The sequence below is a fragment of the Streptomyces sp. NPDC019531 genome, assembly GCF_044903305.1.
In the GTDB taxonomy this organism is placed as follows: Bacteria; Actinomycetota; Actinomycetes; order Streptomycetales; family Streptomycetaceae; genus Streptomyces.
In genome coordinates, this window is sequence record NZ_JBJDQL010000002.1 from 198533 (window position 1) to 223996 (window position 25464).

20 protein-coding genes are annotated in these 25464 nt (G+C 70.7%); 13 read left to right on the forward strand and 7 right to left on the reverse strand.

What is annotated here, in order from left to right; translation table 11 throughout:
* Positions 1-20 precede the first annotated feature (20 nt).
* The 11 genes from ACI2L1_RS03085 to ACI2L1_RS03135 all read left to right on the forward strand — a co-directional run bounded on the left by ACI2L1_RS03085 (position 21) and on the right by ACI2L1_RS03135 (position 13474).
* Positions 21-347: an acyl carrier protein gene (locus tag ACI2L1_RS03085; RefSeq protein ID WP_404737571.1), complete on the forward strand. Its 327-nt coding sequence runs from the start codon at positions 21-23 to the stop codon at positions 345-347.
* Positions 344-1549 carry a beta-ketoacyl-[acyl-carrier-protein] synthase family protein gene (locus ACI2L1_RS03090; protein WP_404737572.1) on the forward strand — a complete coding sequence of 402 codons (1206 nt, stop codon included), beginning with the start codon at positions 344-346 and terminating at the stop codon, positions 1547-1549. The genes ACI2L1_RS03085 and ACI2L1_RS03090 overlap by 4 nt, the downstream gene beginning before the upstream one ends.
* A gap of 64 nt (positions 1550-1613) precedes the next feature.
* A complete protein-coding gene (locus tag ACI2L1_RS03095; RefSeq protein WP_404737573.1) occupies positions 1614-2912 on the forward strand; it encodes an acyltransferase family protein in 1299 nt (432 codons plus the stop codon).
* Entirely contained in the window at positions 2909-4147 is a 1239-nt protein-coding gene (locus tag ACI2L1_RS03100) for a flavin-containing monooxygenase (RefSeq protein ID WP_404737574.1), read from the forward strand. The genes ACI2L1_RS03095 and ACI2L1_RS03100 overlap by 4 nt, the downstream gene beginning before the upstream one ends.
* The gene (locus ACI2L1_RS03105; protein WP_404737575.1) at positions 4144-5136 is read left to right on the forward strand and encodes a 3-oxoacyl-ACP synthase III family protein; all 993 of its coding nucleotides are present in this window, start codon (positions 4144-4146) and stop codon (positions 5134-5136) included. The genes ACI2L1_RS03100 and ACI2L1_RS03105 overlap by 4 nt, the downstream gene beginning before the upstream one ends.
* A gap of 69 nt (positions 5137-5205) precedes the next feature.
* Complete coding sequence (locus ACI2L1_RS03110; RefSeq protein WP_404737576.1) at positions 5206-6441, forward strand: cytochrome P450; 1236 nt, start codon at positions 5206-5208, stop codon at positions 6439-6441.
* Positions 6438-7265, forward strand: a complete 828-nt coding sequence (locus tag ACI2L1_RS03115; protein WP_404737577.1) for an aldo/keto reductase — start codon at positions 6438-6440, stop codon at positions 7263-7265. The genes ACI2L1_RS03110 and ACI2L1_RS03115 overlap by 4 nt, the downstream gene beginning before the upstream one ends.
* A 146-nt stretch (positions 7266-7411) precedes the next feature.
* On the forward strand, positions 7412-8962 hold the full coding sequence (locus ACI2L1_RS03120; protein WP_404737578.1) for an isocitrate lyase/phosphoenolpyruvate mutase family protein: 1551 nt from the start codon (positions 7412-7414) through the stop codon (positions 8960-8962).
* Positions 8959-10128 (forward strand): phosphonopyruvate decarboxylase, encoded by a 1170-nt coding sequence (gene aepY, locus ACI2L1_RS03125; RefSeq protein ID WP_404737579.1) that lies wholly within the window; start codon positions 8959-8961, stop codon positions 10126-10128. The genes ACI2L1_RS03120 and aepY overlap by 4 nt, the downstream gene beginning before the upstream one ends.
* On the forward strand, positions 10125-11243 hold the full coding sequence (locus tag ACI2L1_RS03130; RefSeq protein WP_404737580.1) for a pyridoxal-phosphate-dependent aminotransferase family protein: 1119 nt from the start codon (positions 10125-10127) through the stop codon (positions 11241-11243). Before aepY ends, ACI2L1_RS03130 begins: the two co-directional genes overlap by 4 nt.
* Positions 11244-11269: 26 nt before the next feature.
* On the forward strand, positions 11270-13474 hold the full coding sequence (locus ACI2L1_RS03135; protein WP_404737581.1) for an FAD/NAD(P)-binding protein: 2205 nt from the start codon (positions 11270-11272) through the stop codon (positions 13472-13474).
* A 1-nt stretch (position 13475) separates the two neighbouring features.
* On the opposite strand, the gene ACI2L1_RS03140 is transcribed toward ACI2L1_RS03135, so the two are convergent.
* The 5 genes from ACI2L1_RS03140 to ACI2L1_RS03160 all read right to left on the reverse strand — a co-directional run bounded on the left by ACI2L1_RS03140 (position 13476) and on the right by ACI2L1_RS03160 (position 18692).
* On the reverse strand, positions 13476-15062 hold the full coding sequence (locus ACI2L1_RS03140; RefSeq protein ID WP_404737582.1) for an MFS transporter: 1587 nt from the start codon (positions 15060-15062) through the stop codon (positions 13476-13478).
* On the reverse strand, positions 15059-15853 hold the full coding sequence (locus tag ACI2L1_RS03145; RefSeq protein WP_404737583.1) for a sterol desaturase family protein: 795 nt from the start codon (positions 15851-15853) through the stop codon (positions 15059-15061). The genes ACI2L1_RS03140 and ACI2L1_RS03145 overlap by 4 nt, the downstream gene beginning before the upstream one ends.
* 44 nt (positions 15854-15897) lie before the next feature.
* Entirely contained in the window at positions 15898-16839 is a 942-nt protein-coding gene (locus ACI2L1_RS03150; RefSeq protein WP_404737584.1) for a BTAD domain-containing putative transcriptional regulator, read from the reverse strand.
* 63 nt (positions 16840-16902) lie between these two features.
* Positions 16903-17919: a 3-oxoacyl-ACP synthase III family protein gene (locus ACI2L1_RS03155; RefSeq protein ID WP_404737585.1), complete on the reverse strand. Its 1017-nt coding sequence runs from the start codon at positions 17917-17919 to the stop codon at positions 16903-16905.
* Complete coding sequence (locus ACI2L1_RS03160; RefSeq protein WP_404737586.1) at positions 17916-18692, reverse strand: thioesterase II family protein; 777 nt, start codon at positions 18690-18692, stop codon at positions 17916-17918. Before ACI2L1_RS03160 ends, ACI2L1_RS03155 begins: the two co-directional genes overlap by 4 nt.
* 282 nt (positions 18693-18974) lie before the next feature.
* Here ACI2L1_RS03160 and ccrA point away from each other — a divergent pair, with 282 nt between their 5' ends.
* Together ccrA and ACI2L1_RS03170 are read left to right on the forward strand one after the other, a co-directional pair.
* Complete coding sequence (ccrA, locus tag ACI2L1_RS03165) at positions 18975-20318, forward strand: crotonyl-CoA carboxylase/reductase (protein WP_404737587.1); 1344 nt, start codon at positions 18975-18977, stop codon at positions 20316-20318.
* Between the two features lie 36 nt (positions 20319-20354).
* Entirely contained in the window at positions 20355-22094 is a 1740-nt protein-coding gene (locus tag ACI2L1_RS03170; RefSeq protein WP_404737588.1) for a 3-hydroxyacyl-CoA dehydrogenase family protein, read from the forward strand.
* Between the two features lie 15 nt (positions 22095-22109).
* On the opposite strand, the gene ACI2L1_RS03175 is transcribed toward ACI2L1_RS03170, so the two are convergent.
* Together ACI2L1_RS03175 and ACI2L1_RS03180 are read right to left on the reverse strand one after the other, a co-directional pair.
* Positions 22110-24851 carry an AAA family ATPase gene (locus tag ACI2L1_RS03175; protein WP_404737589.1) on the reverse strand — a complete coding sequence of 914 codons (2742 nt, stop codon included), beginning with the start codon at positions 24849-24851 and terminating at the stop codon, positions 22110-22112.
* Entirely contained in the window at positions 24814-25404 is a 591-nt protein-coding gene (locus tag ACI2L1_RS03180) for a TetR family transcriptional regulator (RefSeq protein ID WP_404737590.1), read from the reverse strand. Before ACI2L1_RS03180 ends, ACI2L1_RS03175 begins: the two co-directional genes overlap by 38 nt.
* Between the last annotated feature and the right edge of the window lie 60 nt (positions 25405-25464).

Sequence of the window (25464 nt, forward strand, 5' to 3'; positions counted from 1 at the left end):
TTCTTCGACGGGAGTTACCCATGACCGCGTCCGAGACCACCGACCGGGCAGCCGACACCGCACCCCACGCGTCCCCGGCGGGCGAGGCCGTCGGCGAGGCTCCACGGGAGCGGAACCTGCGGCGAATGGCCGCGCTCATCGCGGAGATCACCGGGCTGCCGGAGGAGGCGGTCGTCCCGGAGGCCGATCTCGTCGAGGACCTCTACATCGACTCGGTGGCGAAGATCGAGCTGATGGTCGCGTGCGAGACCCGGTTCGGCGTGCACATTCCCGATGACGTCTCCGGCGAACTCCGCACGGTGGGCGCGGTGCTGGACCACCTGGACGCATCCGGGGCGACCGCGTGAGCGCCGTCGTCACGGGGGTGGGCGCGGTCTCCCCGATCGGGGCCCGGGCGGATGACGTCCATCACGCTCTGCTCGCCGGGGAGTCGGGGATCGGCCTGCTGGACGGTCCGGAGTTCGCGCCGCTGCCGACCCGGCTGGCCGGACGGGCGGACATCGAGGGCCGCCTCGACCGGGTGACCGGCAGGACCCTGGAGCGCGTACAGCGACTGGCGCTGGTAGCCGCCCAGGAGGCCTGGGACCAGGCCAAGGCGGACGACGTCGAGCCGGAACGGCTGGCCGTGGTCGTCGGCACCGCCATCGGCGGGGCGCAGGCCATTCCGGGGCAGACCATGGTCCTGCGTGAGCAGGGCCCTCGCCGGATCAACCCCTATCTGATGTCCCTGCTGATGCCCAACGCGTCCGCGGGCAAGGTCGCCCTGCACCTCGGTGCCCGAGGCGGTGCGCACGCACCCGTCAGCGCGTGCGCCTCCGGCGCGGAGGCCATCGCCCTCGCGCTGGACCTGCTTCGGCTGAACCGGGCCGACGTGGTCGTGGCGGGCGGGGCCGAGTCCTGTCTGCACCCGATGACGCTGGCCGGCTTCGCCCAACTGCGCGCCCTGTCGCGGCGCGAGAGCGACCCGGCGGGAGCCAGCCGCCCGTTCGACGAGGACCGCGACGGGTTCGTGCTCGGCGAGGGTGCGGGAATGCTGGTCCTGGAGCGGGCGGAGCACGCCGAGGCGCGCGGCGCGCGGACCCTGGGCACCTTGCTCGGGGCGGCCGTCACCTCCGACGCACACCACATGATCGCCCCCGATCCGGAGGGCGCCGGCGCCGCCCGCTGTATCGAACTCGCCCTGCGCGACGCGGACCTGATCCCGGCCGACATCGGTCACATCAACAGCCACGGCACCGCGACCCCCGCTGGGGACCGGGCCGAGAGCCAGGCGCTGTGTATGGCCTTCGGCGCTCACCGGCCCGCGGTCACCGCGACGAAGTCGTGCACCGGGCATCTCCTCGGTGCTTCCGGCGCGGTCGAGGCGGTGGCCACGGTCCTGGCGCTGCGGGACGGACTGGTGCCGCCCGTCCGCAACCTGGACCGGATCGGGGACGGGATCGACCTCGACCTCGTCCGGCACCGGCCACGGGAGGTACGGCAGCACGCCGCCCTGTCCACCTCGATCGGATTCGGCGGCCACAACACCGCCCTGGTCCTAGCGCGGTGACGCGGCGCACCCCGGCACCTTTCGGCCCCAGGCGAGACGAGCGAACAGGAACAGAGGAATGAACATGGCGAGTCCCGAACAGCTGACGGCCGAGTCGCCCCCGGCCGGCCCCAAGGCGCCCTCGCTGCTGGACTCCTTGACGGGGCTGCGCGGCCTCGCCGCGATCCTGGTCTTCTGCTTCCACTACACGACGTTCCAGATGGTCTTCGCCTCCGGAGGCGGCCTGGAGTTCGCCCCGCTGACCCGGCCCATGTGGCTGACCATGAGCGGCAACTTCGCCGTGGGCAGCTTCTTCATCCTCAGCGGGTTCGTCCTGGCCCTGACCACCCGGCCGGGAACCAGCATGGCCAACTTCTGCGCCAAGCGCGTCGGGAAACTGTTCCCGGTCTACTTCGTCACCTCGGTGCTGGCGATCGCCGCCATCGTGCTGATCGGGATGCCGATCAGCGCCACCAACATCGTCCTGCATCTCACGCTGTTGCAGTCATGGGTGCCTTTCCAGGACATCTACCACGGTGTCAACCCCGTGACATGGTCGCTCAGTACGGAAGCCTTCTTCTACCTGCTGTTCCCGACAGCACTCTTCCTGGTCCACCGGCTCGGTACACGCGCCCTGTGGTGGCTGCTCGGTGCGGCGGTCTTCCTGGAGTTCGCGCTGCCGCTCTACGTGATGCACTACTTCACCGTCGCGGCGCTGCCCGGACACGAGACCTTCATGAGCACCGGCTCCAGGGGCGGCGACCTCGCCTACTGGTTCACGCTGCCCTTCCCGCCGTACCGGTTCCTGGAATTCCTGGTCGGCATGATCGGCTGTGTCCTCCTCACCCGGGGGGCCCTGCCCCGCGTCAGGACCTGCTGGGCGTGGTCGCTGTGCGCCGTCGCCTATGCCATCGGCACCTATACGACGGGGCCCCTCCAGCGCACCTCCGTCGGACTCGTCCCGCTCGCCGTCCTGGTGGTCGCCCTGGCCCAGGCGGACATGGACGGACGGCCCTCGCTGCTGCGCCGCAAGCTCTTCGTGGAGCTGGGGAAACTGTCGTACGGCATGTACGCCATCCAACTGCTGGTCTTCCTGCCGACCGCGCCCTTCCTGGTGCGTTGGCTGTCGTCGGCGCTGGGTGTGTCCGAGACGACGCTCGGCCAGCCGCTGTGGAAGGCGTGCATCATGGCCGGCTACTTCGGCTTGATAGTCCTGCTGGCCGTCCCCCTCTACCGGTACGTCGAGGTGCCCGCCTACGACTACGCCAAGCGGTTGTACCGCGACCGTGAACCCTCCCCGATGTTCGCGGCCCCGGTCGCGGCCGCCACCGCGGTCCTGGCTCCGGCCGCCACCTCCACCTCGGTGGGAGGACGGTCCCTGTGAAGGTGTGCGTCATCGGCTCCGGGGTCTTCGGCATCGCGGCGGTGCGCGCGCTGGAGGCGGCTCTGCCCGACGGGTCGCTGCACTGGTTCTCCGAGGACACCGAGGCCGGCGGCCTGTGGAGCACGTCCTCCAGCCGCAGCCGCGTCTACGACGCGCTGTACCTCAACACCTCCCGTGAACCGAGCTCCTTCACCGGCACCAGCCTCGACGCCGCTCCCGGCGTCCACTTCGTGCACCACTCCCGCTACGCGGCCTACCTCCACGAGATCGCGAGCCGGTGCACGGTCACCGAGCGCCGCTGGGGATGCCGGGTCGGCGCGGTGTCCGTGCGGCCGGAGGGCGGCTGGCTGGTGAGCTTCACGGCATCGGACGGATCCGCCCGGGAAGCGGTCTTCGACGCGGTCGTGGACGCCACCGGGCACAGCGGAGAGCCCCGGAGGCCGGACGTACCGACGGCCGCCCGCACCGACTACGCGCTCCTGCACTCGGCGGACCACCGCGATGCCGCCGCCCACCGCGGACAGCGCGTCCTGGTCGTCGGCAACGGCGCTTCGGCCGTGGACATCGCCTGCGACCTCGTCGGCACGGCGTCCGAGGTCGGCATCAGCATCCGGACACCGAAGTGGTACCTGCCCAAGATGCTCCTCGGCAGGCCCGTCGACCACGCCCCGGACGGCTGGTGGCGGCACACGCCGGTGCTCGGCCGGCTCGCCTCCGGCGCGGTGGAGTCCGCGGTCCGGCGGATCCTGGGGTCCTACCGCGTGTACGGGCTGGACGATCCCACGTCGCCGCTCGCCGCCTCCACCCCGGTACTGAGCGACCACTTCCTCGCCCACCTTGCCCACGGCCGGCTCACCCGCTACCGAGGGGTGGCCGAACTGGGCGAGACCGCCGTGCGGTTCAACGACGGCAGCACCGACAAGTTCGACACCGTCATCACCGCGACGGGATACCGGGACAGCTCCCCGCACCTGCCGCCGGCGGTTCGGGAGGTGCTCGACCGCGGACTGCTCGGGCTCGCTCTCGACGTTCCGGGATTCCCCTCCCTCTACCTGATGAACCGATTCCGCTGCGGTGACGCGGCCGTCAGATGCGCGGAGATCCAGGCCCGAGCCGTGGCCCGCGCCCTCCGCGCACCGCGGCCGCGGCCGGTCCCGCGGACCGCCGTACCAGACGCCGTCCCGTCCCGGATCACCGCGCGCACCCTTGAGAAGGTCTACGAGGCGTATCGATGAAGACACCGCTGAAGGCATCCGGAGCCACCCTGCGGGTCGCCGGTCTCGGCTGGTACGTGCCGGAGCGGCGCGTCGACAACGAGACCGTCGCCCGCTGGTGCGGAGTGACCCCGGAGTGGATCGTCGCCCGCACTGGCGTCCGCGAGCGCCGCTACGCGGACCCGCAGACGCCGACCTCCACCCTCGCGGCCCGCGCGCTCGCCCGTGCCCTCGACGACGCCGGACTCGCCGGGAACGACCTGGCCGCGGTGGTGGTGTGCACCTCGACTCCGGACCAGCCCCAACCGCCGACAGCGGCCTTCGTGCTGGCCGAGCTGGGTGTCTCGGGCATCCCCGCGTTCGACGTGAACGGCGTGTGCGCCGGCTTCCTCTACGGCCTCGGCGCAGCCGAGGGCTGGCGGCGGCGCGGACCGGTGGCCGTCGTCGGCGCCGACAAGTACTCGGCCATCATGAACCGGCAGGACCGCCGTACCGTCAGCCTCTTCGGCGACGGCGCCGGAGCGGTCATCCTCGACCGGGCGCGGTCCGACGACGACGCCGTACGGATCGTCGCCCGCTGCCGCCCGGAACACCTGGACCTCGTGCGGGTACGCGGCGGCGGCAGCGCGCTGCCGTTGCGCGACACCGCCGACCCGCTCGCCGACCGCTTCGAGATGCAGGGCCGCCCGATCGTGGCCTGGGCTCAGGAAGCGTTGCCCGAGGTGGTCGACCAGGCCTGCGCCGAGGCCGGAGTGATGCCGGCCGACATCGACAGGTTCGTCCTCCATCAGGGCAGCGGCCGGATGGTGGAGCTGTGTGCCAAGTGGATCGACGCACCGCCGGAGAAGGTCGCGCTGACGGCCGACCTCTTCGGCAACACCAGTGCCGCCTCCATACCGCTGACGCTCGCCCACGAGGCGCAGCACCAGCGCATCCACCGGGGCGACCGGGTGCTGCTCGCCGGCCTCGGCGGCGGAACCGCGGCCTGCGCCACGGTGGTGACCTGGTGACCCGGCCGAGCGGCCGGGCACACGCCGGAGCCCGCACACCAGACACGAAGCCGGACAAAGGTGAAGAGCGTGACTACTGACATCGGCCCCGACGTGGCCGCCCTCCCCCCACTGCCGCAAGGCGCCTCCGGCGGCTGCCCGTTCGCCCCTCCCGCCGGGACGGCGAAGCTCCAGGAGGAGTCCCCGCTGGCCAAAGTATCGCTGCCCGACGGTAGTTGGGCCTGGCTGGCCACGACACACGAGCTGGTCCGCGAGATCCTCACCCACCCCGGATTCAGTGCCAATCCCCGCTCTGAGGGGTTCCCACGCTGGAACCTGCCGGGTGGCACCGACCTGCCGATGAGCATGACCCACGCCGATCCCCCGCTTCACACGGAGCTGCGGGCCATGGTCGCGGGCGCGTTCACCCCCCGGCGCATCAGCCGGCTCCGGCCGGACATCGAACGCATCACGCTCGAACGGTGCGCGGCCGTCGAGCAACTGCCCCAGCCGTTCGACTTCGTCACGGAGTTCGCCACCCCGATCCCGGCCATGGCGATCAGCCTGCTGCTCGGTGTGCCGACCGACGCGCTGGAGTTCTTCGAACGCAATGTGCGGCTGGTCCTCGCACACGACGACCTCGCCTCGGCCGAACGCGACCAGGCGAAACTCGCGTTGCTCGAATACGTCATGAAGCTGATCGGGCAGAAGCGCGCCGAGCCCGACGACCACCTGTTGAGCAAGCTGATGACGGACCACCCCGGCCTCAGCGACCTCGACCTGGTCTCCTTCGTGGCGCTGCTGCTGTTCGCCGGCTTCTCCACCACGGCTCACATGATCGAACTCAGCGCCCTGACCCTGGCGCAGCGTCCGGAGTTGGCCGAACGCGCACGGAAGGACCCGTCCGTCATCCCGGTCCTGGTCGAGGAACTCCTGCGCTACCACGCCGTCGTCCGTGACTCGCCGCGCCGCGCTGCCGTCGAGGACATCGAGATCGGCGGTGTCACCATCCGCGAGGGCGAAGGCGTCATCGCGTCCATACAGGCGGCGAACTGGGATCCGGCAGCCTTCCCCGCTCCGGAGATGATCGATCTGGAACGGCCGCGCGGCCCCCGCCACCTGGCCTTCGGCCACGGAATCCATGTGTGCCTGGGCGTCGGTCTGGCCCGCCTGGAGCTGGAGGTCGTCCTGGAGCACCTGGTCACCCGCTACCCGGACCTGCGACTGGCGGTCCCCGTGGACGAGATCAGCTTCCGTACCACCACCCATCTGCACGGCTGCTACGAGCTCCCCGTCGACCTCGGCCTCAGGAACACGCGCTCATGATGCCCACCGTCCCCCTCAACACCGGGGCCCGCATGCCGAAGCTGGGCCTGGGCACCTGGCAGATCCCGGACGAGGACGTCGAGAAGGTCGTCGCAACGGCGCTGGCGACCGGCTACCGCGCCATCGACACCGCGACGAGCTACCGTAACGAACGAGGTGTCGGCGCGGGCGTCACCGCCTCCGGACTCCCGTGCGAGGACGTCTTCGTCACGACCAAACTGTGGAACGCCGACCACGGCACAGACGAGGCCCGGCGCGCCTTCGACGCCAGCCTCGAACGGCTGGGCCTGGACCGGGTCGACCTCTACCTGATCCACTGGCCGCTCCCCATGCGGGGGCGCTACGTCGAGACCTGGAAGGCGCTGGAGAAGATCCACGCCGAGGGACGGGCCCGTGCCATCGGCGTCTCCAACTTCACCACCGGTCAGCTGCGCCACCTCATGGACACCTGTGACGTCGTCCCGGCGGTCAACCAGGTCGAGCTCCATCCGCTTTTCGCCCAACGGGAGTTGCGAGCCTTCCACGCCGAGCACGGCATCGTCACCCAGGCATGGAGCCCGCTCGGTTCGGGGCAGGGCCTGTTGAACCTTCCGGTGCTGACCGACATCGCCCGGCAGCGTGGACTGACGCCCGCCCAGGTGGTGCTGCGCTGGCACCTTCAGCGGGACACCGTGGTCATCCCCAAGTCCGTGGACCCGGGCCGGCTCGCGTCGAACGCCGATGTCTTCGGCTTCACGCTCGACGACACGGAGATGGCCGCCATCGACTCCCTCGACACGGACCGCCGCCGGGGCCCGGACCCCGACACCTTCGACTACGGCTGACCTCACCGACGGCTCCGTCGCCACTTCCACCGCGACCAACGAATCGACAGTCTGCACAGGGCTCCGGCGAGGCCGAGACGCCACCGATGCCGCCGACGCCGGCGTCCGGGCCCTGATGCCCTGAAACACAGGAGAGCAGGGGCAACATGAAGCCCGTCAACGGATTTGAGCACATGCCGGCAGGGGCGGCCGGACTGCGGGAACTCTTCGCACGTCCTGGAGTGGTCCGGATCGTCGGCGCCCACAACCCGCTCGGCGCACGTCTCGCCGAGCGGGCCGGATTCGACGGCGTCTGGTCGAGCGGGCTGGAGATCTCGGCGTCCCAGGGGCTGCCCGACACCGACCTGCTCAGCATGGCGGAGCTCCAGGCGGTCGCGGCTTCGCTGGCGGCCACCGTCGACATCCCCGTGGTCGCGGACTGCGACACGGGGTACGGCAACGCGCTCAACGTCATGCACACGATCCGGCGTTACGAGCGGGCCGGCCTGGCAGGCGTGAGCATTGAGGACAAGGTCTTCCCGAAGGTCAACAGTTTCGTCGCCGGTCGGCAGGAGCTCTGCCCGCCGGACGAGTTCTGCGGCAAGATCGAGGCGGCGAAGAGCGCGCAGCGCAGCACCGACTTCATGGTGATCGCCCGGACCGAGGCGCTCATCGCCGGACACGGCATGGACGAGGCGCTGGCCCGCGGCGAGGCCTATGCGGAGGCCGGCGCGGACGCCGTCCTCATTCACGCCAAGGGAGTCTCGCCCGAGCCGGTCCTGGAGTTTCTGAGCCGATGGAAGCCGGCACTGCCGGTCGTCGTGGTTCCCACCACGTACCACACCATCACGGCCGATCAACTCCACGCGGCGGGCGCCAAGATGGTGATCTACGCCAACCACGGCCTGCGTGCCGGGATCAACGCGGTCACCGAAGTCTTCGACACGATCCTCAAGGAGGGCCGCACCACCGGCGTCGAGGAGCGGATCGCCCCGCTGGCGACCGTCTTCGACCTCCAGGGCATGGCGCGGCTCAAGGCGGACGAGGAACGATTCGTCCGCTCCGGCGGCTCTGGGGCCCGAGCCGTCGTCGTACCGGATCCTCATCGTGGGGTCCGCGGTGGCGACGAAACGGTCTCCGGCACGGACCTGACCGAGCTGCGTGCCCCGGTGCTGCGCGAGAGCGGTACGCGCCTGGTGCTCGACACCGCGGCCGGCGGACACGTCGATGCGGCGGAGGTGATCGCCGACGTGCCGGCCGGCTTCCGTGGCCGCACCCTCGTGATTCCCGACGCCGTGTTCGCCGATGCCGACGCCATGAGCCGACTCGCGTCCACCACGGCCGACATCGCCGTACTGGTCGATGTGACCGCGCGGGAGACAGGTGCCCCTCCCGTGACGCTGTCCTCGTGCGTGGTCGCCGGTAGGCGGCTCGGCTTGCACCTCGTCACCGCTCTGGGCGACGGGGCGGCCGGGGACGCGGTGTTCACCGGCAGCGCGGCCTTCTCTCCCGCCGCGTTCACGGCCCTTCAGCAGGCAGCGGAGAAGCGCCTCTCCGGCGAGGCGACGCCGGTTGCGACGGCCGATCTGCTTGCCGACCTCGTTGCCGCGGGCTGGAGCGTCCAGGCGGTGGTGACGGCCGGCGGCTGGACCGAAGTACGCTCGCGGGACGACCTGTCGCAGCTGTCCGCGCTGGCGTCCGGGCAGGTGACGGCATGACGTCCCCGCTCGACCCGGGGAAGGTCGTCGGCGTCTTCGAGGAGGCGGGCTTCGGCCCGTTTACCGGTGTGCCGTGCTCGTTCCTCGGCCCGGTGATCAGCTGCCTGCAGAATGAGATCCCGGACAGATACCTGATCTCCGCCAACGAGGGCGAGGCGGTGGCAGTCGCCGCCGGCGCCTGGCTGGCGGGCCGTCGTCCGGTGGTGATCCTGCAGAACTCGGGCCTGGGCAACGCCGTCAACCCGCTGACCTCGCTGTGCCACACCCTGCGTATCCCGGTCCTCCTGCTGGTGACCTGGCGCGGCGAACCCGGGACCTTTGACGAGCCCCAGCACCAGCTGATGGGCAGCATCACCCGCGAACTGCTGACCAGCATGGAGATCCGCAACGAGCTCCTGCCGGACCGGGCGGAGGACCTGGCCGAACGGCTCCGTGCCGCGGACGAACACATGCGCGAGACCGGGCTTCCCTTCGCCTTTGTCGTTCCGAAAGGGGCCATCGGGCCCTATGAGGAGAAGAACAGCGGCACACACGAGTCCGCTGGTGCTGCGGAGGCGCTCGGTGGCGACGGGGGACCGGGACCGTCCACTGCGGGTCGGCTCATGTCGCGCGCCGAGGCGATCGGCCACGTCATGCGCGAGGTCGGGGAACACGCGTTGGTCGTCGCCACCACCGGCAAGACCGCGAGGGAACTGGAACGCTACTGGGACCGGCCGCAGAACCTCTACGTCGTCGGCTCCATGGGCTGCGCCTCCAGCGTGGCACTCGGCGTCGCCCTGCACGCGCCGTCTCGCCAACTCGTCGTGCTGGACGGGGACGGCGCCGCGCTCATGCGCCTGGAGGCGATGGCCACGATCGGCCGGCTCGCACCGCCGAACCTGCTGCACGTGCTGTTCGACAACGAGGCATATGAGTCGACGGGCGGGCAGCCGACCGGCTCGGGGGGCATCGACTTCACCGAGATCGCCGCCGCCTGCGGATACTGCTCGGCGACGGAGGTCACCGGCGAGCAGGGGCTGATGGCCGCCCTCGCCGCACAGCTCTCCCATGTCGGCCCGTCACTGATCCGGGTACGCGTCCGCGCGTGTTCCGACCCGCGGCTCGGCCGGCCGACGCTGCCGCCACCGGCGTCGGCCGCACGCTTCGGTGCGGCGGTGACGGCATGAGCGCGCACGGCTCGCCCGTCGGCCGCCGCTGGGTGCTGATGAACCCGGGACCGGTGAACACCTCCGAAGAGGTGCGTGCCGCCCTCGGCGGCCCGGACCTGTGTCACCGCGAACCGGAGTTCACCTCGCTGATGAGCCGGGTCCGCCACAAGGCGACCGCGGTGTGTGGCGGCAACGCGGAGCACACGGCCGTCGTCCTGACCGGCTCGGGGACGGCAGCCCTGGAGGCCGCCGTCGGCGTGGTGCCGGACACGGGCGGCCTCCTCGTGGTCGACAACGGCCACTACGGCAGGCGCTTGTACGAGATCGCGACGCTCCTGGGAATCCGTTGCGTCCGACTGGAGCTGGGGTGGGGCACCCCCATCGAACCGGACCTCGTCGACCGGGCCCTCGCCGTGGATCCGGGCCTCACCCATGTCGCCGTCGTCCATCACGAGACCAGCACCGGGATGCTCAACGACGTGGCGGCGCTCGCCGCGGTCGCGCGGCGGCACGGACGCCGGATCGTCGTGGACGCCATCAGCAGTGTCGGCGCCGAGCCGGTCGACATCGCGCGCGACGGCATCGACTGGCTCGTCGGGACGGCCAACAAGTGCCTGGAAGGGATGCCCGGCCTGTCCTTCGTGTGCGCCGCCCACACCGATTTCGCCGAACTGAGGCGGCGTGCGCCACGCTCGTACTACCTCGATCTGGGGCGGCACTACCAGGCGCAGGAGCACGCCGGTGCCCCGGCCTTCACCCCGTCGGTCCCGCTGTTCTACGCGTTCGAGACGGCCCTGGACCTGGCCCTCGCCGAGGGTACGGTCACGCGCGGGGCCCGCTACCTGCGTCTGGCGGACCGGCTCCGCGCCGGACTGAGCGCGCTCGGACTGCGGATGCCGGTCCACCCGAGGCACCGCGCCATCGCGCTCACAGCCGTCGAACTGCCCGAGGGCCTGACCTTCGAGCGCCTGCACCGCGCGCTCAAGGACGAGGGGTTCGTCGTCTACGCGGCCCAGGAACAGTTCGCCGGCGGCTTCTTCCGGCTGTCCACCATGGGAGCCATGGACGAGAAGGACATCGATTCCTTCCTCGCCGTCCTCGCTCGACTGCTCCCCGGCCAGGAGGTCCGGTGACCGGGACACGGGGAACCACCGGACGCGTGCATACCCTGGCCATCGTCGGCGGTGGCCCACGTGCCACCTACGCCCTGGAACGGCTGTCCGCGGAGATCGGCCGGCTCGGCCCGGACGGTCGGCTGCACGTCCACCTCTTCGAACGGTCAGGGGAGTTCGGCTCCGGGGAGTCGCACAGCCCCACCCAGCCGACGACGAGCTATCTGAACCGCATCACCAGCCAGGTGGCGTTCGCCGCCGACGAATCGGTCCGGGGCGCCGTACGGCTGCGCCCCGCGGCGGAACGCCCCACCCTCCACGAGTGGTGCCGGCGCCGGTTCGCGCTGACCGGGGAACCCGACCTCGACCTCGGCCCCGACGACTGGCCGAGGCGCTATGTGCACGGACTGGCCTTGCAGGACATGTTCGGGACCTATCTCCGTGATCTGCGCCGGCACCCCGGCGTGCGGGTGCACCTCCACCACGCGGAAGTGGTCGACATCCGGCCCCATGGATCCCGTCTGCTGGTACTCATCGCCGACGGCCGCAGTTTCCCCGCCGACCAGGCCCTGCTCGTCACCGGCCACACCCAGCACGACCCCCGGCGTTCGCCGCGCGCCAAGGCACTGCTGGACCACGCGGAACGCACGGCAGCCCGCTACGTCCCCTGGGCGTACCCGATGGACAGGACGCTGGGCGTCGACAGCGCAGGGCCTGGCCGGGTGGTCGGTGTCGCGGGAATGGGCCTGACCGCGATCGACGTGATCCTCCACCTGACCGAGGGCCGCGGCGGGCGTTTTCTTCCCGACTCGGCGCACGGGCTGCGCTACGAGCCCAGCGGTGCCGAGCCCGCACGGCTGCTCGCCTTCAGCGAGACCGGTCTGTTCACCTTCGCGCGGCCCGACAACCATAAGGAGGCCGACCCCGCCCGGCTGGAGCACCGGGGTGCGTTTCTGACGAACGACGCCATCGACCAGCTGCGCGCGAGTGTGGGCACCGCCGGAGCGGTCGCAGGGGGGCCGCGCCGCCTCGACTTCGAGCGGGACGTCCTCCCGCTCATCGTGCTGGAGATGGCCTACGTCCACTACGCCACGTTGTTCGGCCCGGACACGGCCGCATTCCTGGCCGATCGCGCTGCCCCGGCCCACCGGGCGTTCCTCGCCGGGGGCCGGCCGCACCAGGAGCGTGCGCACGACCCGGCGCGGCTGCTCGGCCCCCTGGAGGACGCGGTGGACGAGATCGTCGAGGTGCTCGACGCGGTCGTCGGGGGCCGGATGTGCCCGGCCGAGGCGGAGGCTGAGTCGGCCGTCCGGCACTGGCCGTTCGGGGCGACACTGCGCCGCTGGGCGGACGTGGTGCTCGGACCGGGGAAGCCGTGGGCTCCGGACGGCACCGCGGGCCAGTCACCCTGGGGACTCGACCCGCACCCCCGTGGGAACCGGTTCAGTTGGGAACGCACCGTCACCCCGCTCACCGCTCCCGGCTCGTGCACCCCCGAGGAGTACCGGGACGAGGTGCTCGGCTTCATGGCCCGCGACCGGTGCCGGGCAGCTCAGGGCAACCTCGACAACCCGCACAAGGCCGCGGCCGACGGGGTCTGGCGCGACCTGCGGTCGGTGATCTCGTACGCGGTGGACGACAGCGGTCTGACTCCGGCCTCCCAGCGGATCTTCCTGGCCCGGTACGTACGCCTGCACAACCGGCTCGCCAACGGAGCCGCCGCCGAGGTGATGGCCCGTGTCGAGGCCCTGATCCGGCACGGGCTGCTGCTGGTCGGCGCGGGACCGGGCGCCTCGGTCGCACCGGACCCCGGCACCGGCGGGTTCCGGGTCGACGGACCGGTCACCGGGGTGTCCTGCCCGGTCGACACTCTCGTGGACGCCCGGATCCACCCCTTCGACCCGCGTCGCGACGCCTCGCCGCTGTTCCGCAACCTGCTGCGCCGGGGAACCGTACGGCTGTGGCGCAACGCCCCGTCGACGGGGGAGAGCTTCGAGCCGGGCGGGCTGGACCTGGACGACCGCTTCCGGCCCCTGGGCCGCGACGGCTCGGTGGAGGCGCGTCTCACTGTGCTTGGGCCGCCCGCCGAAGGACGCAAGTCCTTTCTGCTGTCCGCCCTGCGCCCCGGCTCCGACCACTATCTGATGCGGGACACCCTGACATGGCTCCACGACTTCTGGACCAGATGGGAGGCGGACGCCTGCCGGGCCGGAGCGCACCGCGCGGGGCCCCGGGTGACGGCCCGGACGTAGGTCACGCGGCCGGCTCCGTCACTGGCTCCCTGGGCTCCGCTCCGCCGTGCCCTTCCTTCTCCGCCGTCCCGCCGCGACGGCGGAGAAGTGCCGTACCGGTCCCGGCCGCCAGGACGGCGAGCGTGGCCGAGAGCAGGAGAGCGGTGTGCAGGCCGGAGCTGAAGGAGTCCCGCACGGCATGGTCCGCCGCACCGGTGAGCGCGTCCGAGGTGACGCCCGTCGCCGCCGAACGTACCGCCTTGTCCAGTGCCCCTCCGGTCAGGTGCACGCCGGCGTCCGTGAGCCGCTCCGGCAGCAGCGTGCCGACCCGGGCGGCCAGCACGCCGCCCAGGACGGCGGTGCCCAGGCTGCCCCCGATCTGCATCGCGGTCTGCTGGATGCCGCTGGCGACACCGGAGTTCCGTACCGGTGCCTCCCGCACGATCAGATGGGTCGCGGCGACGATGACGGCACTGAAGCCGAGCCCCAACAACACCAGCCAGCACCGCAGTCCGGCATCGGCCGGCCCCGCCGTGACCGCGTGCGCGACGCCCAGCACGGCCACGGCCGTGACCCCCATGCCGACGACGGCGGGCAGCGGCGCACCGGTGCGGTGCATCAGCAGCCCGGTCGCGATGCCCGACAGGACCATGGCCAGAGTCAGCCACAGCACCAGAAGCCCGCAGTTGACGGGGGACATGCCCAGCACGTTCTGAAGCTGGAAGGCGAGCACGAACGGCACGCCGAACAGGACGAAGGAGACCAGGGTCATCAGCAGCACGCCGGCGGTGAAGCGCGGCGAGCGGAACAGGGACAGCGGAACGAGCGGTGCCCGCGCCCGGGACTCCCAGCGGCAGAACCCGGCGCCCAGCATCGCGGCGCCAGTCAGCGCCGACCAGGTCCGCGCGTCGGACCAGCCGTGGTCGGGAGCCCTGACCGCGCCCCACACCAGCGCGAGCAGGGTGCCGGCCAGCAGGAGCACGGCGACCGTATCGCCGGCGCGCGCGGCCGGATCCGGACGGGTCTCGCGCAGCACAAGCAGTCCCAGGCCGAAGGTCAGGGCTCCCAGGGGCAGGTTGACGAAGAAGACCGGACGCCAGTCGCCGTGCGCCACCAGCAGACCCCCGACCACCGGGCCCGCCGCGGTCGCTGTGCCCAGAGCACCGCTGCGCAGCGCGATGGGCACGTTCAGCCGGTCGGCCGGGAAGGTCGTCCGCAGCAGGGCTAGCGTCGGCGGCTGCATGAACGCGCCGAACACCCCCTGGAGCACCCGGAAAGCGATGACCCAGGAGATGTGCGGGGACAGGCCGATCAGCGCCGAGGAGCACACGAAGCCGGCCGTGCCGACGAGGAAGGTCCGCCGGTGGCCGAAGCGGTCTCCCGCCCTGCCCGCGATGACGAGCAGGGCGGCGAGCGCCAGGAGATAACCGGCCGTCACCCATTGGATGTCGCCGATGGTCGCGTCGAGCCGGTTCCGCATGACGGGTTGGGCGACGGCGACGACGGTGGTGTCCAGGGACACCATCATGGCGCCCAGGGTCAGTGTCGTGAGGGTGAGCCAGGGATGGCCCCGCAGGCCACGGCCGGTGGAGGCGCCGGGCGTGTTCATCGGGCTGCGATGCGCTGGGGCGCGGAGTCCGTGGCATCCGTGTCGCTCGTGGACTTCGCGGGACGCCAGCCGGGCGGGCCGAAGACGTAACCGACCCGGTCGCGCCACGAGGTGGCCCCGCGCACGTCACGGAACATCTGGGCGAACTCGTGCACCTGGATCCGCCAGACGCTGTGGGTGTCGACCGGCTTGGTCAGACCGTAGGTGGGGCGGTGCAGTTCGGGCTGGAAGGTGCCGAACAGCCGGTCCCAGACGATCAGGATGCTGCCGTAGTTCTTGTCCAGGTACTCGGGGTCGCTGCCGTGGTGGACCCGGTGGTGGGACGGGGTGACGAAGACCGCCTCGACGGGCCGGGGCAGGGTGCCGATCTTCTCGGTGTGGGCGAACAGACCATAGAGCAGATGCAGCGAGTGCACGGTGAAGACCAGCGCCGGTGGGACGCCCAGCAGCGGCAACGGCAGCCACATGAGCTTCTCGAACCATTGGGCCCACTTTCGCCGCAGGGCCACGGACACGTTCAGGTACTGGCTGGAGTGGTGGACCTGGTGGCCTGCCCACAGCAACCGGATCCGGTGGGTCATACGGTGGTAGACGTAGATGGTGAGGTCGACCCCGAAGAACAGGGCGACCCAGGTGTACCAGGCGTCCGCGGGAAGTCGGAACGGGGCGACATAGACGTAGATCCAGGCGTAGAAGAAGAGAGCCACCGTACGCAGCACGCTGGATATGACGAGAGCGCCGACTCCGGTCAGGATGTTGGCACGTGTGTCGGCGAGTGAGTAACGCTCCATGTCGTCGCGATCGCAGCGGATGGCGAAGAATTCGACAACGATGATCAGCGCGACCGCGGGAATTGCGTAGATGATCGGATCGTGGAGTCTTTCCGACAGGTGTGAAAGCACGAGGTGCCCCTCGGTCCGTATGAGTTCCGGTGAGTTCCGGCAGAAACTTGGATGCCGCTAAAGGAATGCCTAATCCTGGCTTGTGCGCGGTACGACCAGGCGGCCGACAGCAGCTGGATCTCGTCCAGTTCGGGGTCCCGGGACAGGATGGACCGCTGTAGCCGCTGGATCCGGTCGCCGGGCTCCAGGCCGAGTGCGTGCACCAGGGTGAGGCGGATCATGCGGTAGACGTCGAGCGACTCGGCGACCCGTCCGCTGCGGTAGAGGGAGAGCATGAGGTGCTCGTGCACCGCCTCCCACGTGGGGTACTGGGCCACCAGGCCATACAACTCACTGATGACATGGGTGTGCTGACCGAGGGCCAGCTGGATGCCGATGCGCTGGTCGAGCGCGTCGATGCGACGTTCGTCCAGCTGGCGTGCCAGGGTGTCGAACGGCTCCGAGCCGCGCAGATCGGCCAGGGCGGGACCGCGCCACAGCGCGCAGGCGCTCTCCAGACAGCGCAGCGCGTCCCGTGGCCGACCTTCCGCCGAGGAGGCCTGTGCCTCCCGGACCAGCCGGTCGAACGAGTCGAGGTCCAGCTCTCCGGTCTCCAGGTCGAGCGAATAGCCGTGCGGCCTGGTCACCAGCCGGTTCGCGAGGTCGGCGTGCTCGTCGAGGTGCTTGCGCAGCTTCGACACATAGACCTGGAGCGCGGTGCGCGCGGTACGCGGCGGATGCCCGTTCCACAGCGCGTCGACCAGGGACTTCCTGGAGACGACCGATCCGGAATGGGCGCACAGCAGTGCCAGTACGGCCCTGATCTTGGCGGGTTGGGGTGTCACGGTCTGGTCGGACACCACCGTTTCGATGGGTCCCAGGATCTTGAACTGCACTTCACATCCCCCTGTGGCTCCTCCGGGTGAGGCGCCTGTGATTCGAGTGGTACGGACAGCGCGTCAGCCGGTCCAGCGCAGCAGGGCCGTGCCCAACGTCATCCCGCCGCCGAAACCGGCCAGCACGACCAGCTCTCCCCGGCGCAGCAGGCCGGAGCGGTGCGCTTCGTCCAGCGCTAGCGGTATGGAGGCGGCACCGGTGTTCGCGTGGTGCGTCACGGGCAGATGCGCCCGCGCGCGGGGGAGCCCCAGCGGCTCCAGAAGGTCCTTGAGCATTGCCCCGTTGGCCTGGTGCGGGACGAAGTGGTCGACGTCCTCCGGCCCTACATCGAACGCACGCAGCAATTCCCTTACGGCCGTGGGAAGTTCCCGTAGGACGTACTCCCGTACCTCCCGGCCGCGCATGCGGAAGTAGTGGTCGCCGGCGGCCACGGTCTTGTCCGAGGCGGGCAGTCTGCTGCCGCCCGCCGGTACGCCGATGAGGTCGTGGAACCGGCTGTCGGTGGCCAGCCCGGTGCCGAGGACGCCGCCGCCCTCCGCGACCGGGCCGAGGACGACGGCCCCGGCACCGTCGCCGAACAGCGGCGCGGTCCGCCGGTCCGTCGGGTCGACGATCCGCGAGTAGGTCTCGGCGCCGACGACCAGGACCCGCCCGTCGACAGCGACGCCGGTGCCGGCGCACAGCAGGGCTCCGGTGTGCAGTGCGGCGACGAATCCGGCACAGACCGCGTTGACATCGAACGCCGCGGCCCGGAAGGCTCCGATCCGGTGCTGGAGCAGGGCGGCCGTGGCGGGCTGCGGATGGTCCGGCGTTGAGGTGGCGACGATGATCCAGTCCAGCTGCTCGGGAGCCGTGCCGGAGTTCTCCAATGCGCGCACGGCAGCCTCCGCGGCGAGGTCCGAGGTGGCCTCGTGGGCGGCGGCGTGGTGCCGCTCGCGGATGCCGGTCTTGCGCTCGATCCAGTCCGCGGTCACCCCGGCGGGCAGGGCGGCCAGTTCGTTCGGCACGACCCGCTCCGGCAGGAACGACCCCGTACCCAGCACTCCTACGGGGGTGTGGACCGTCGAGTACACGGTCACGGACACACCGTCCGCCCGGCCAGCCGGTCCACGACGGCCCGGGAGACCTCGCACCAGTGCTCCGACAGGTAGAAGTGGCCGCCAGGGAAGACCAGAAGGTCGAACGGGGCCTTGGTGTGCGCGCTCCAGTGGTGCAGCTCCGCGACCGGTACCCGTGGGTCGGAGTAGCCGGTGAAGGCATGGATCGGGCAGGTCAGCACCGGACCCGGGGCATAGGTGTAGGTCTCGGCGGCCGTGTAGTCGGCGCGAATCGCCGGCAGGATCATCCGCATCAGATCCGGAGTGCCGAGCATCGCGGATCCCGTCCCGTCCAGCGCCTTGATGTCGTCGATGATCTCGCTGTCCGACAGAGCGTGCAGTCCGTCGTCGAGGACCCGGTGGGGCGCCCGGCGCCCGGAGACGAACAGGGCGTCGGCGCTCCGGCCAGCCTCCTCGAGCCGACGGGCGACCTCGTACGCCAGCGTGGCACCCATGCTGTGCCCGAAGAGGGCGAACGGCCGGTCTGCGCACGGGAGAAGGGCCTCGGCCGCCTGGTCCGCCAGGACGCTCATGTCGTGGACGTTCTCCTCGGAGCGCCGGTCCTGCCGGCCGGGGTACTGCACGGCCAGCACGTCGACCGGGTTCGCCGGGTCCTGCCCGAGTTCCTGAGAAAGGGGGAAGAAGAAGCTCGCCGAACCTCCCGCATGCGGAAAGCAGAAGAGGCGGAACTCCGCGTCGTCCGTCGGGTGGAACCGACGCGCCCACCGTCCGCCGTCCACAGTACTTCCGCCCACGGGCCACCTGCTCTCACGTCGTTCGGTCGCGCACCGGTGCGGTGCGCCGGATCACCGGGAGGTCGCACCTGCGCCTCCCTTTCGACGATGTGAGAGGCATGAGGGTCGGGCAACCCCTAAACGCACCCCTAGAAGGGGTGCTCCTGGTACTGGGGTGAAGCCCCCTGGAGAGAACGAACCCCTCCATTTTTCAGGGGTTTTTACGCCTTGAGGAATGGGATTACGTTGCCCAGGACAGGCGCATGTGCGCCGATCACGCATTCTGCTTCCGAAGGGAAACCAGTGGAAGAAATCATCGGGGCCGTACTTTCCGGCGAGGCGGACACCCGGGACTTCGAGTCTCTTCGTCTTCCGGAGAGTTATCGGGGTGTCGTCATCCGGAAAGAGAACACCGACATGTTCGAGGGCATGCGGACGGCGGACAAGGACCCTCGGAAGTCACTGTCCGTCCAGGACGTTCCGCTGCCCGAGCTCGGCCCGGGTGAGGCCCTGGTGGCCGTGATGGCGTCGTCCGTGAACTACAACTCCGTGTGGTCCGCGATCTTCGAGCCGCTGTCGACGTTCGGGTTCCTGGAGCGCTACGGCCGCACCAGCGAGCTGGCCAAGCGGCACGACCTGCCGTACCACGTCATCGGTTCCGACCTGGCGGGTGTCGTCCTGCGCATCGGCCCGGGTGTGAACTCCTGGAAGCCCGGTGACGAGGTCGTTGCGCACTGCTTGTCTGTGGAGATGGAGTCGAGCGACGGTCACAACGACACGATGCTCGACCCCGAGCAGCGGATCTGGGGCTTCGAGACCAACTTCGGCGGCCTGGCGGAGATCGCGCTGGTCAAGTCGAACCAGCTGATGCCGAAGCCGGGCCACCTCAGCTGGGAGGAGGCCGCCGCTCCGGGGCTCGTCAACTCGACCGCGTACCGGCAACTCGTCTCCCGCAACGGCGCCGACATGAAGCAGGGCGACAACGTCCTCATCTGGGGCGCGTCCGGTGGACTCGGCTCGTACGCCACGCAGTTCGCGCTGGCGGGCGGCGCCAACCCGATCTGTGTCGTCTCCAGCGACCAGAAGGCGGACATCTGCCGTTCCATGGGCGCCGAGGCGATCATCGACCGCAATGCCGAGGGCTACAAGTTCTGGAAGGACGAGCAGACCCAGGACCCGAAGGAGTGGAAGCGCTTCGGCAAGCGCATCCGCGAACTCACCGGCGGCGAGGACATCGACATCGTCTTCGAGCACCCCGGCCGCGAGACCTTCGGCGCCTCCGTCTTCGTCACCCGCAAGGGCGGCACCATCACCACCTGCGCCTCGACCTCGGGCTACATGCACGAGTACGACAACCGCTACCTGTGGATGTCGCTGAAGCGGATCATCGGCTCGCACTTCGCCAACTACCGCGAGGCCTGGGAGGCCAACCGGCTCATCGCGAAGGGCAAGATCCACCCCACGCTCTCCAAGGTGTACTCCCTGGAAGAGACCGGCCAGGCAGCCTACGACGTGCACCGCAACCTCCATCAGGGCAAGGTCGGCGTGCTGTGCCTGGCCCCCGAGGAGGGCCTGGGCGTGCGCGACGAGGAGATGCGCGCCCAGCACCTCGACGCCATCAACCGCTTCCGGACGCCCACGCACTGAGACCCGGGAGCGAACCCGGAAGGAAGGGAGACTCACGTGGTACACGAGCCGTCCGTGGTGGGCGTCGTGGGACTGGGCGCACTGGGCGAACCCCTGCTGCGCATGCTGTGCGCAGCAGGGCACGAGGTGGTCGGGATCGAGCGGGAGCCCGACGTGCTGGCCCGGGTGGACCGGCGGATGAAGACGACGGAAGCGGCCCGCGGCTCCGGCGGAGACTGCACGCTCACCAACGACACCGCGGCGTTGTGCCGGGCCGACCTGGTGATCGAGGCCGTCACCGAGGACCTGGGGACGAAGACGGAGGTACTGCGCCGTCTGGACAGCATCTGCTCCGACCACACCGTCCTGGTCAGCACGACCGCCTCGCTCTCGCTCACCCACCTCGCCGTCGCGTCGGGACGGCCGAGCCGGACCCTGGGGCTGCGGTTCCTCGCTCCCCCGGCATCGGACTCCGCCGCGGAGCCCGTGCGGATCGCGATGAGCGAGGACGACGCCGTGGACGCACTGCACCGGCTGCTGCCGACGATCGGGCTGCGCTCCGTCGCCCTCGGGCCGGTGGCGGGCTGTGACGCCACCACACTGGTGTACGCCTTCCTCAACCGGGCCGTGGCGCTGTTCGACGACGGCTACGTCAGCCACGAGGCCATCGACACGGCCCTGCGCCTGGGCTGCGGACTGCCCCGCGGACCGCTGGAGATGCTCGATGAGCTGGGTGTGGACAGCGTCCACTCGGCCCTGCTGGAGCTGTGGCGCCGGACCGGCGACGAGACCTTCCGCCCCGCCCCGCTGCTGACCTCCATGGTCCGGGCCGGCACGCTCGGCAAGAAGAGCGGCCGCGGCGTCCACCGGTACGACGACCTCGGCGACCGGCTCGACGCACCGTGGCCGGAGGAGGCCGACGGCGCTGCCGACGACATCCGGACCGTCGGCGTCGTCGGCTCCGGCACGATGGCCCGCGGCATAGCGGAGGTCGTGGCGAGTGCCGGGTTGCGCACGGTCGTCGTCGCCCGCACGGGGGAGAAGGCCATCGACCTCCGGGCGGCGGTGGCCGCCTCGCTCACCCGCGCCGTGCGCCGCGGCCTCACCACCGTCGAGCGTCAGCGGACCACGCTGGACCTCCTTGAGGTCACCGACGCCGTGTCCGCGCTCTCCGACTGCGACCTGGTGATCGAGGCGACCGCGGAGGACCCTGCCGTCAAGCGCTCCGTCTTCGAGCGGCTCGGCTCGGTCTGCCGCCCGGGGGCGGTCCTGGCGACGACCACCTCCAGTCTCTCGGTCGCCGCCTGCGCGGAGGCGTCCGGACGTCCGGGAGACGTGCTGGGGCTGCACTTCTTCAATCCGGCACCGGTGATGCGGCTGGTCGAGGTGGTCCGTACGGACACCACACGCCAGGAGGTCATGGCACTGGGACACGCGCTGTGCCGGCGCCTGGGCAAGACGCCCGTCGAGTGCGGTGACCGGACCGGCTTCCTCGTCAACCGCCTGCTGTTTCCCTATCTCGCGGACGCCGTCCGTCTCCTGGAACGGCATGACGTGGGCATCGAGGAGACGGACAGCGCCGTCCAACAGGGCTTCGGCTTTCCCATGGGGCCGTTCGCGCTGCTGGACACCATCGGCCTCGACGTCTCCCTGGCCATCCTGCGAAGCCTGCACCAGGCCTTCCCGGAGCCGGACTTCGCGCCCCCGCGGCTGCTGGAACAGCTGGTCATGAGGGGATGCCTGGGGCGGAAGAGCAGCCACGGCTTCCACCGCACCCCCAAGCGCCGAAGGCTGTGACCCCGGGGGCTTCGCTCAGTGCGCGGTCAGCTCGGTGCTCAGCAGCGACACGAGATCCGGCCGGCCGCGTACGCCCAGCTTCTGATAGGCATGCGTCAGATGCTGCTCCACCGTGCTCGTCGTCACGAAGAGACATTCGGCTATCGCCTTGTTGGTATGTCCTTGCACGGCCAGCTTGGTGACGCGCTGTTCCGCCGGGGTGAGCTGGTCGAAGAGGGCGTGATCCTCGGTGTAGTCCCCGGGGACCGCGGTGAACCGGTCGGTCGGCTCCAGACGCCTCAGCAGCCGCTGGGCCCGTTCACGCTCGCACGGCGTACTGCTTCCGCTTTCGCCGTACGCCAGTTCGGCGACGAGGAGGTCCCGGGCCTGGACCGGGCTGTCGAGCTCCAGGAGGGCTTCGGCGGCGTACACCCTCCAGGGCAGGGCGGCGGAGGCCTCCAGGTTCCAGGACGCCATCAGTTCCCGGCAGGCGTAGAAGTCGCCGAGGGCGGCGTGACAGCGCCCCTCCGCCAGGTGGTACCGGCCGCGTGCCTGGAGGTAGTGCAGGCCGGGCAGGGACTGGAACATCTCGTGGGGCACCGGGATCGCGAAGCAGGCCTCGGCCTCCCGGCGGTCGCCGGAGCCGAGGCAGGAGAGCACCTTCGCGGCCAGAGGGAAGCCGATGGTGATGCCCCAGGCCGCCGGAGGCAGGAGAGACAGCGCCAGTTCCGCGCGCTGTCGGGCCACATCGTGGTTGCCACGCCGGCACTCGACCGAGGCTCCCACGGCCAGCAGCAGCGCCCGTGGCGTCGGCAGCCGGTCGGAGACCTTGTCGAGCAGCAGTTCGCACCATTCGGCGGCGCGGTCGAGGCGCGCGCTCTGGAAGAGCGCGACGATGCCCGCGACGGCGGGTGCCACCGAGGGGCCGTGCACCACCGTGCCCTGCAGCAGTCGTTCGGCCGCTTTCAGGGCGCCGCTCGTCGGCCCCACCGTCCGGAGGACGTCCAGCAGCACCGCGCTCTCCGAGTGCGGATTCACACCGACGCCGCCGGCCGGAGGCAACTCGTCCGACGCGGGACCGTCGGGCAGCCGGGTGCCGAGAGCCGGGTAGGCGTGCCGCAGCCAGGCGCGCAAGGTCCGCAACCGGGACCGGCACTCGGGAGGAAGTCCGTCCTCGGCGGTCAGTCCGGTGAGCAGTTCGACCGCCGTCCGAGGCTGGCCGTGCCACAGCAGAGCTGCGATCAGCAGCACGCTGTAGCGCGGTTTCAGCCGCCCCGCACGGTGGTCGTCGATCAGCGCGGTGAGGTGTCCCAGGGTCAAAGAGGGATCCACCGCCCATTCCGCCTGGGCGAGTTCCGCCCGTACGGTCGCCCGCTGCTCGTCCGTCGCGCAGATGTTCTGTGCCGCACGCAGGCAAGCGATGGTCCCATGCATGTCACTGCCACGCAGCGCGTGGTCTGCGGCGTCCAGCAGGACCCGCAGGGCCCAGTCCTCGTCGACCGGGGTGCCGCTCGCGACAAGGAGCCGGGCCACCGCCGAGGCCGGAGCGCCCTCCTCGTGGAGGAACCGGGCGGCCCGGTTCCGCAGTGCGGCGCGGTCCGCCACCGGTATGTCCTCCAGGGTCGCGGTGCGCGCGGTTTCCAGCCGGAACCGGCCGGCCCGGGTCAGCCCCACGGCGTCCAGCGTGTCCAGTGCCTGTGTGGCGGTACCGCTCGGCAGTGCCAGGAGCCGGTCGAGGCAGCCCGGTGCCGCCTCGCCGTCCAGCAGGGCGAGACCGCGGGCGACCTGCGCCACCGGCTTCTCCAGCCGGTTGAGCAGGTAACGCACGGACAGCCGGTAGGCCTGTCCGGCCACGGGAAAGGCGTCGTCCCGCCGCGGGCGGATCGCCTTGCCGTCGTCCTCCAGCAGGGCGCGCAGCAGCAGCGGGTTGCCGCCGGACGCCCGGTGACAGCCCGATGCCCGGCGGGCCACGGCGTCAGGGAGGGTGTGCGGTGCGATCTCCGCCAGCGTGCGCTCCGCCGACAGCCGGGTCAGATGGATCAGTGAGCACGCGGGATTGCGGAAGAACTCTGAGGTCAGCGGAGAGGACATCTGCGGAGCCACGTGGCCGTCGCCGAGCACGACGAGCACCTGGGACTGAGCCACCCTACGGACCAGGTAGAGCAGGTAGTTCAGTGAGGCGGCATCGCTCTCGTGCGCGTCGTCGACCGTGATGACGACGAGATCGCGGCCCGCCAGGCTGCGGACGATGCGGTGGATTCCCTCTACGAGCGGAGCTGTGCCGGGTGTCGGACTCGCCGTGGCCCACTGCTCGGGGGAGAGCGCGCGGGCCGACACCAGCAGCCCGGACAGCACCGAGGCCTGAAGGGGCGACAGGTCGACCGCGTCGAAGAGCTGACCGACGACGCCCATCGGGAGGGCCTGCTCCGCTCCGGAGGCCACAGCGGCGAGGACCAGTGCCCCCGACTCCGCCGCACGCGTCTGGACCTCACGGATGAGCGCGCTCTTGCCCATACCGGGTGCCCCTACGACCAGTGCCGCCCGGCCGTTGCCCCGCTGCGCCTCGGAGAGCAGATCCTCCACAAGACATCGGCTTCGTTCCCGTTCCACCAAATCCACAACGTCCCCCGTCTCTTCCGATGTGTCTTCGTGTATATCCCACCTTTCTCTGTGGTGCCGAGGACGTGCGGGTGGGAAGGGAGTGCGTGATCGCGGTGGTGACCTGGTGCGCACCCCGGGTTCACAGGTCGTCGAACCCCGGCGCGGACACCAGCGCATCGGCCATGGCGACGACGTGCCGACGCAGGGCGCCGGGCTCCACGTCGGCGGTGCCCAGGATCAGCCGCGTCATTTGAGGAAACGCCAGCGGCCAGACGGCTACGGCGATGAGGGCCACGAAGGCCGTCGCCGCCCGTTCGTCGAAGCGGTGCCCGCGGGCCTCGGCCACCGCGGCCACCTTCGCCGTGTAGTGGGCGGCGCGCACCTTGTCGTCGGGCAGCGGCTGGTCTCGATAGTAGAGGGCCTCCCACATCATGAGCCGCGTCAGCTCGGGGTTCGCCAGATGGAAGTCGTAGATGCGCCCCGCGTACTCGCCCAGGTCGCCGTAGGGGAGACCCACCTGGCCCGCGTGATCGCCCAGGGCTTCCGCGATCACCTCCGTGAACAGCTGCTCCTTGCTGCCGAAATAGCCGTAGATGCGCTCCTTGTTGACGCCGGCCTGGCGGGCGATGCGGTCGACGCGGGCGCCGCTCATGCCGGCCTCGGCGAATTCGGCGCGTGCGGCGACCAGCAGGCGAGCCCGCGTCTCCTCCGAACGGCTGCTGGTTCTCATGGCCGGTGATGCTACACCGGATCGGATCCAACTGGTTGGTTGGATTTGTCAAACTGGGGG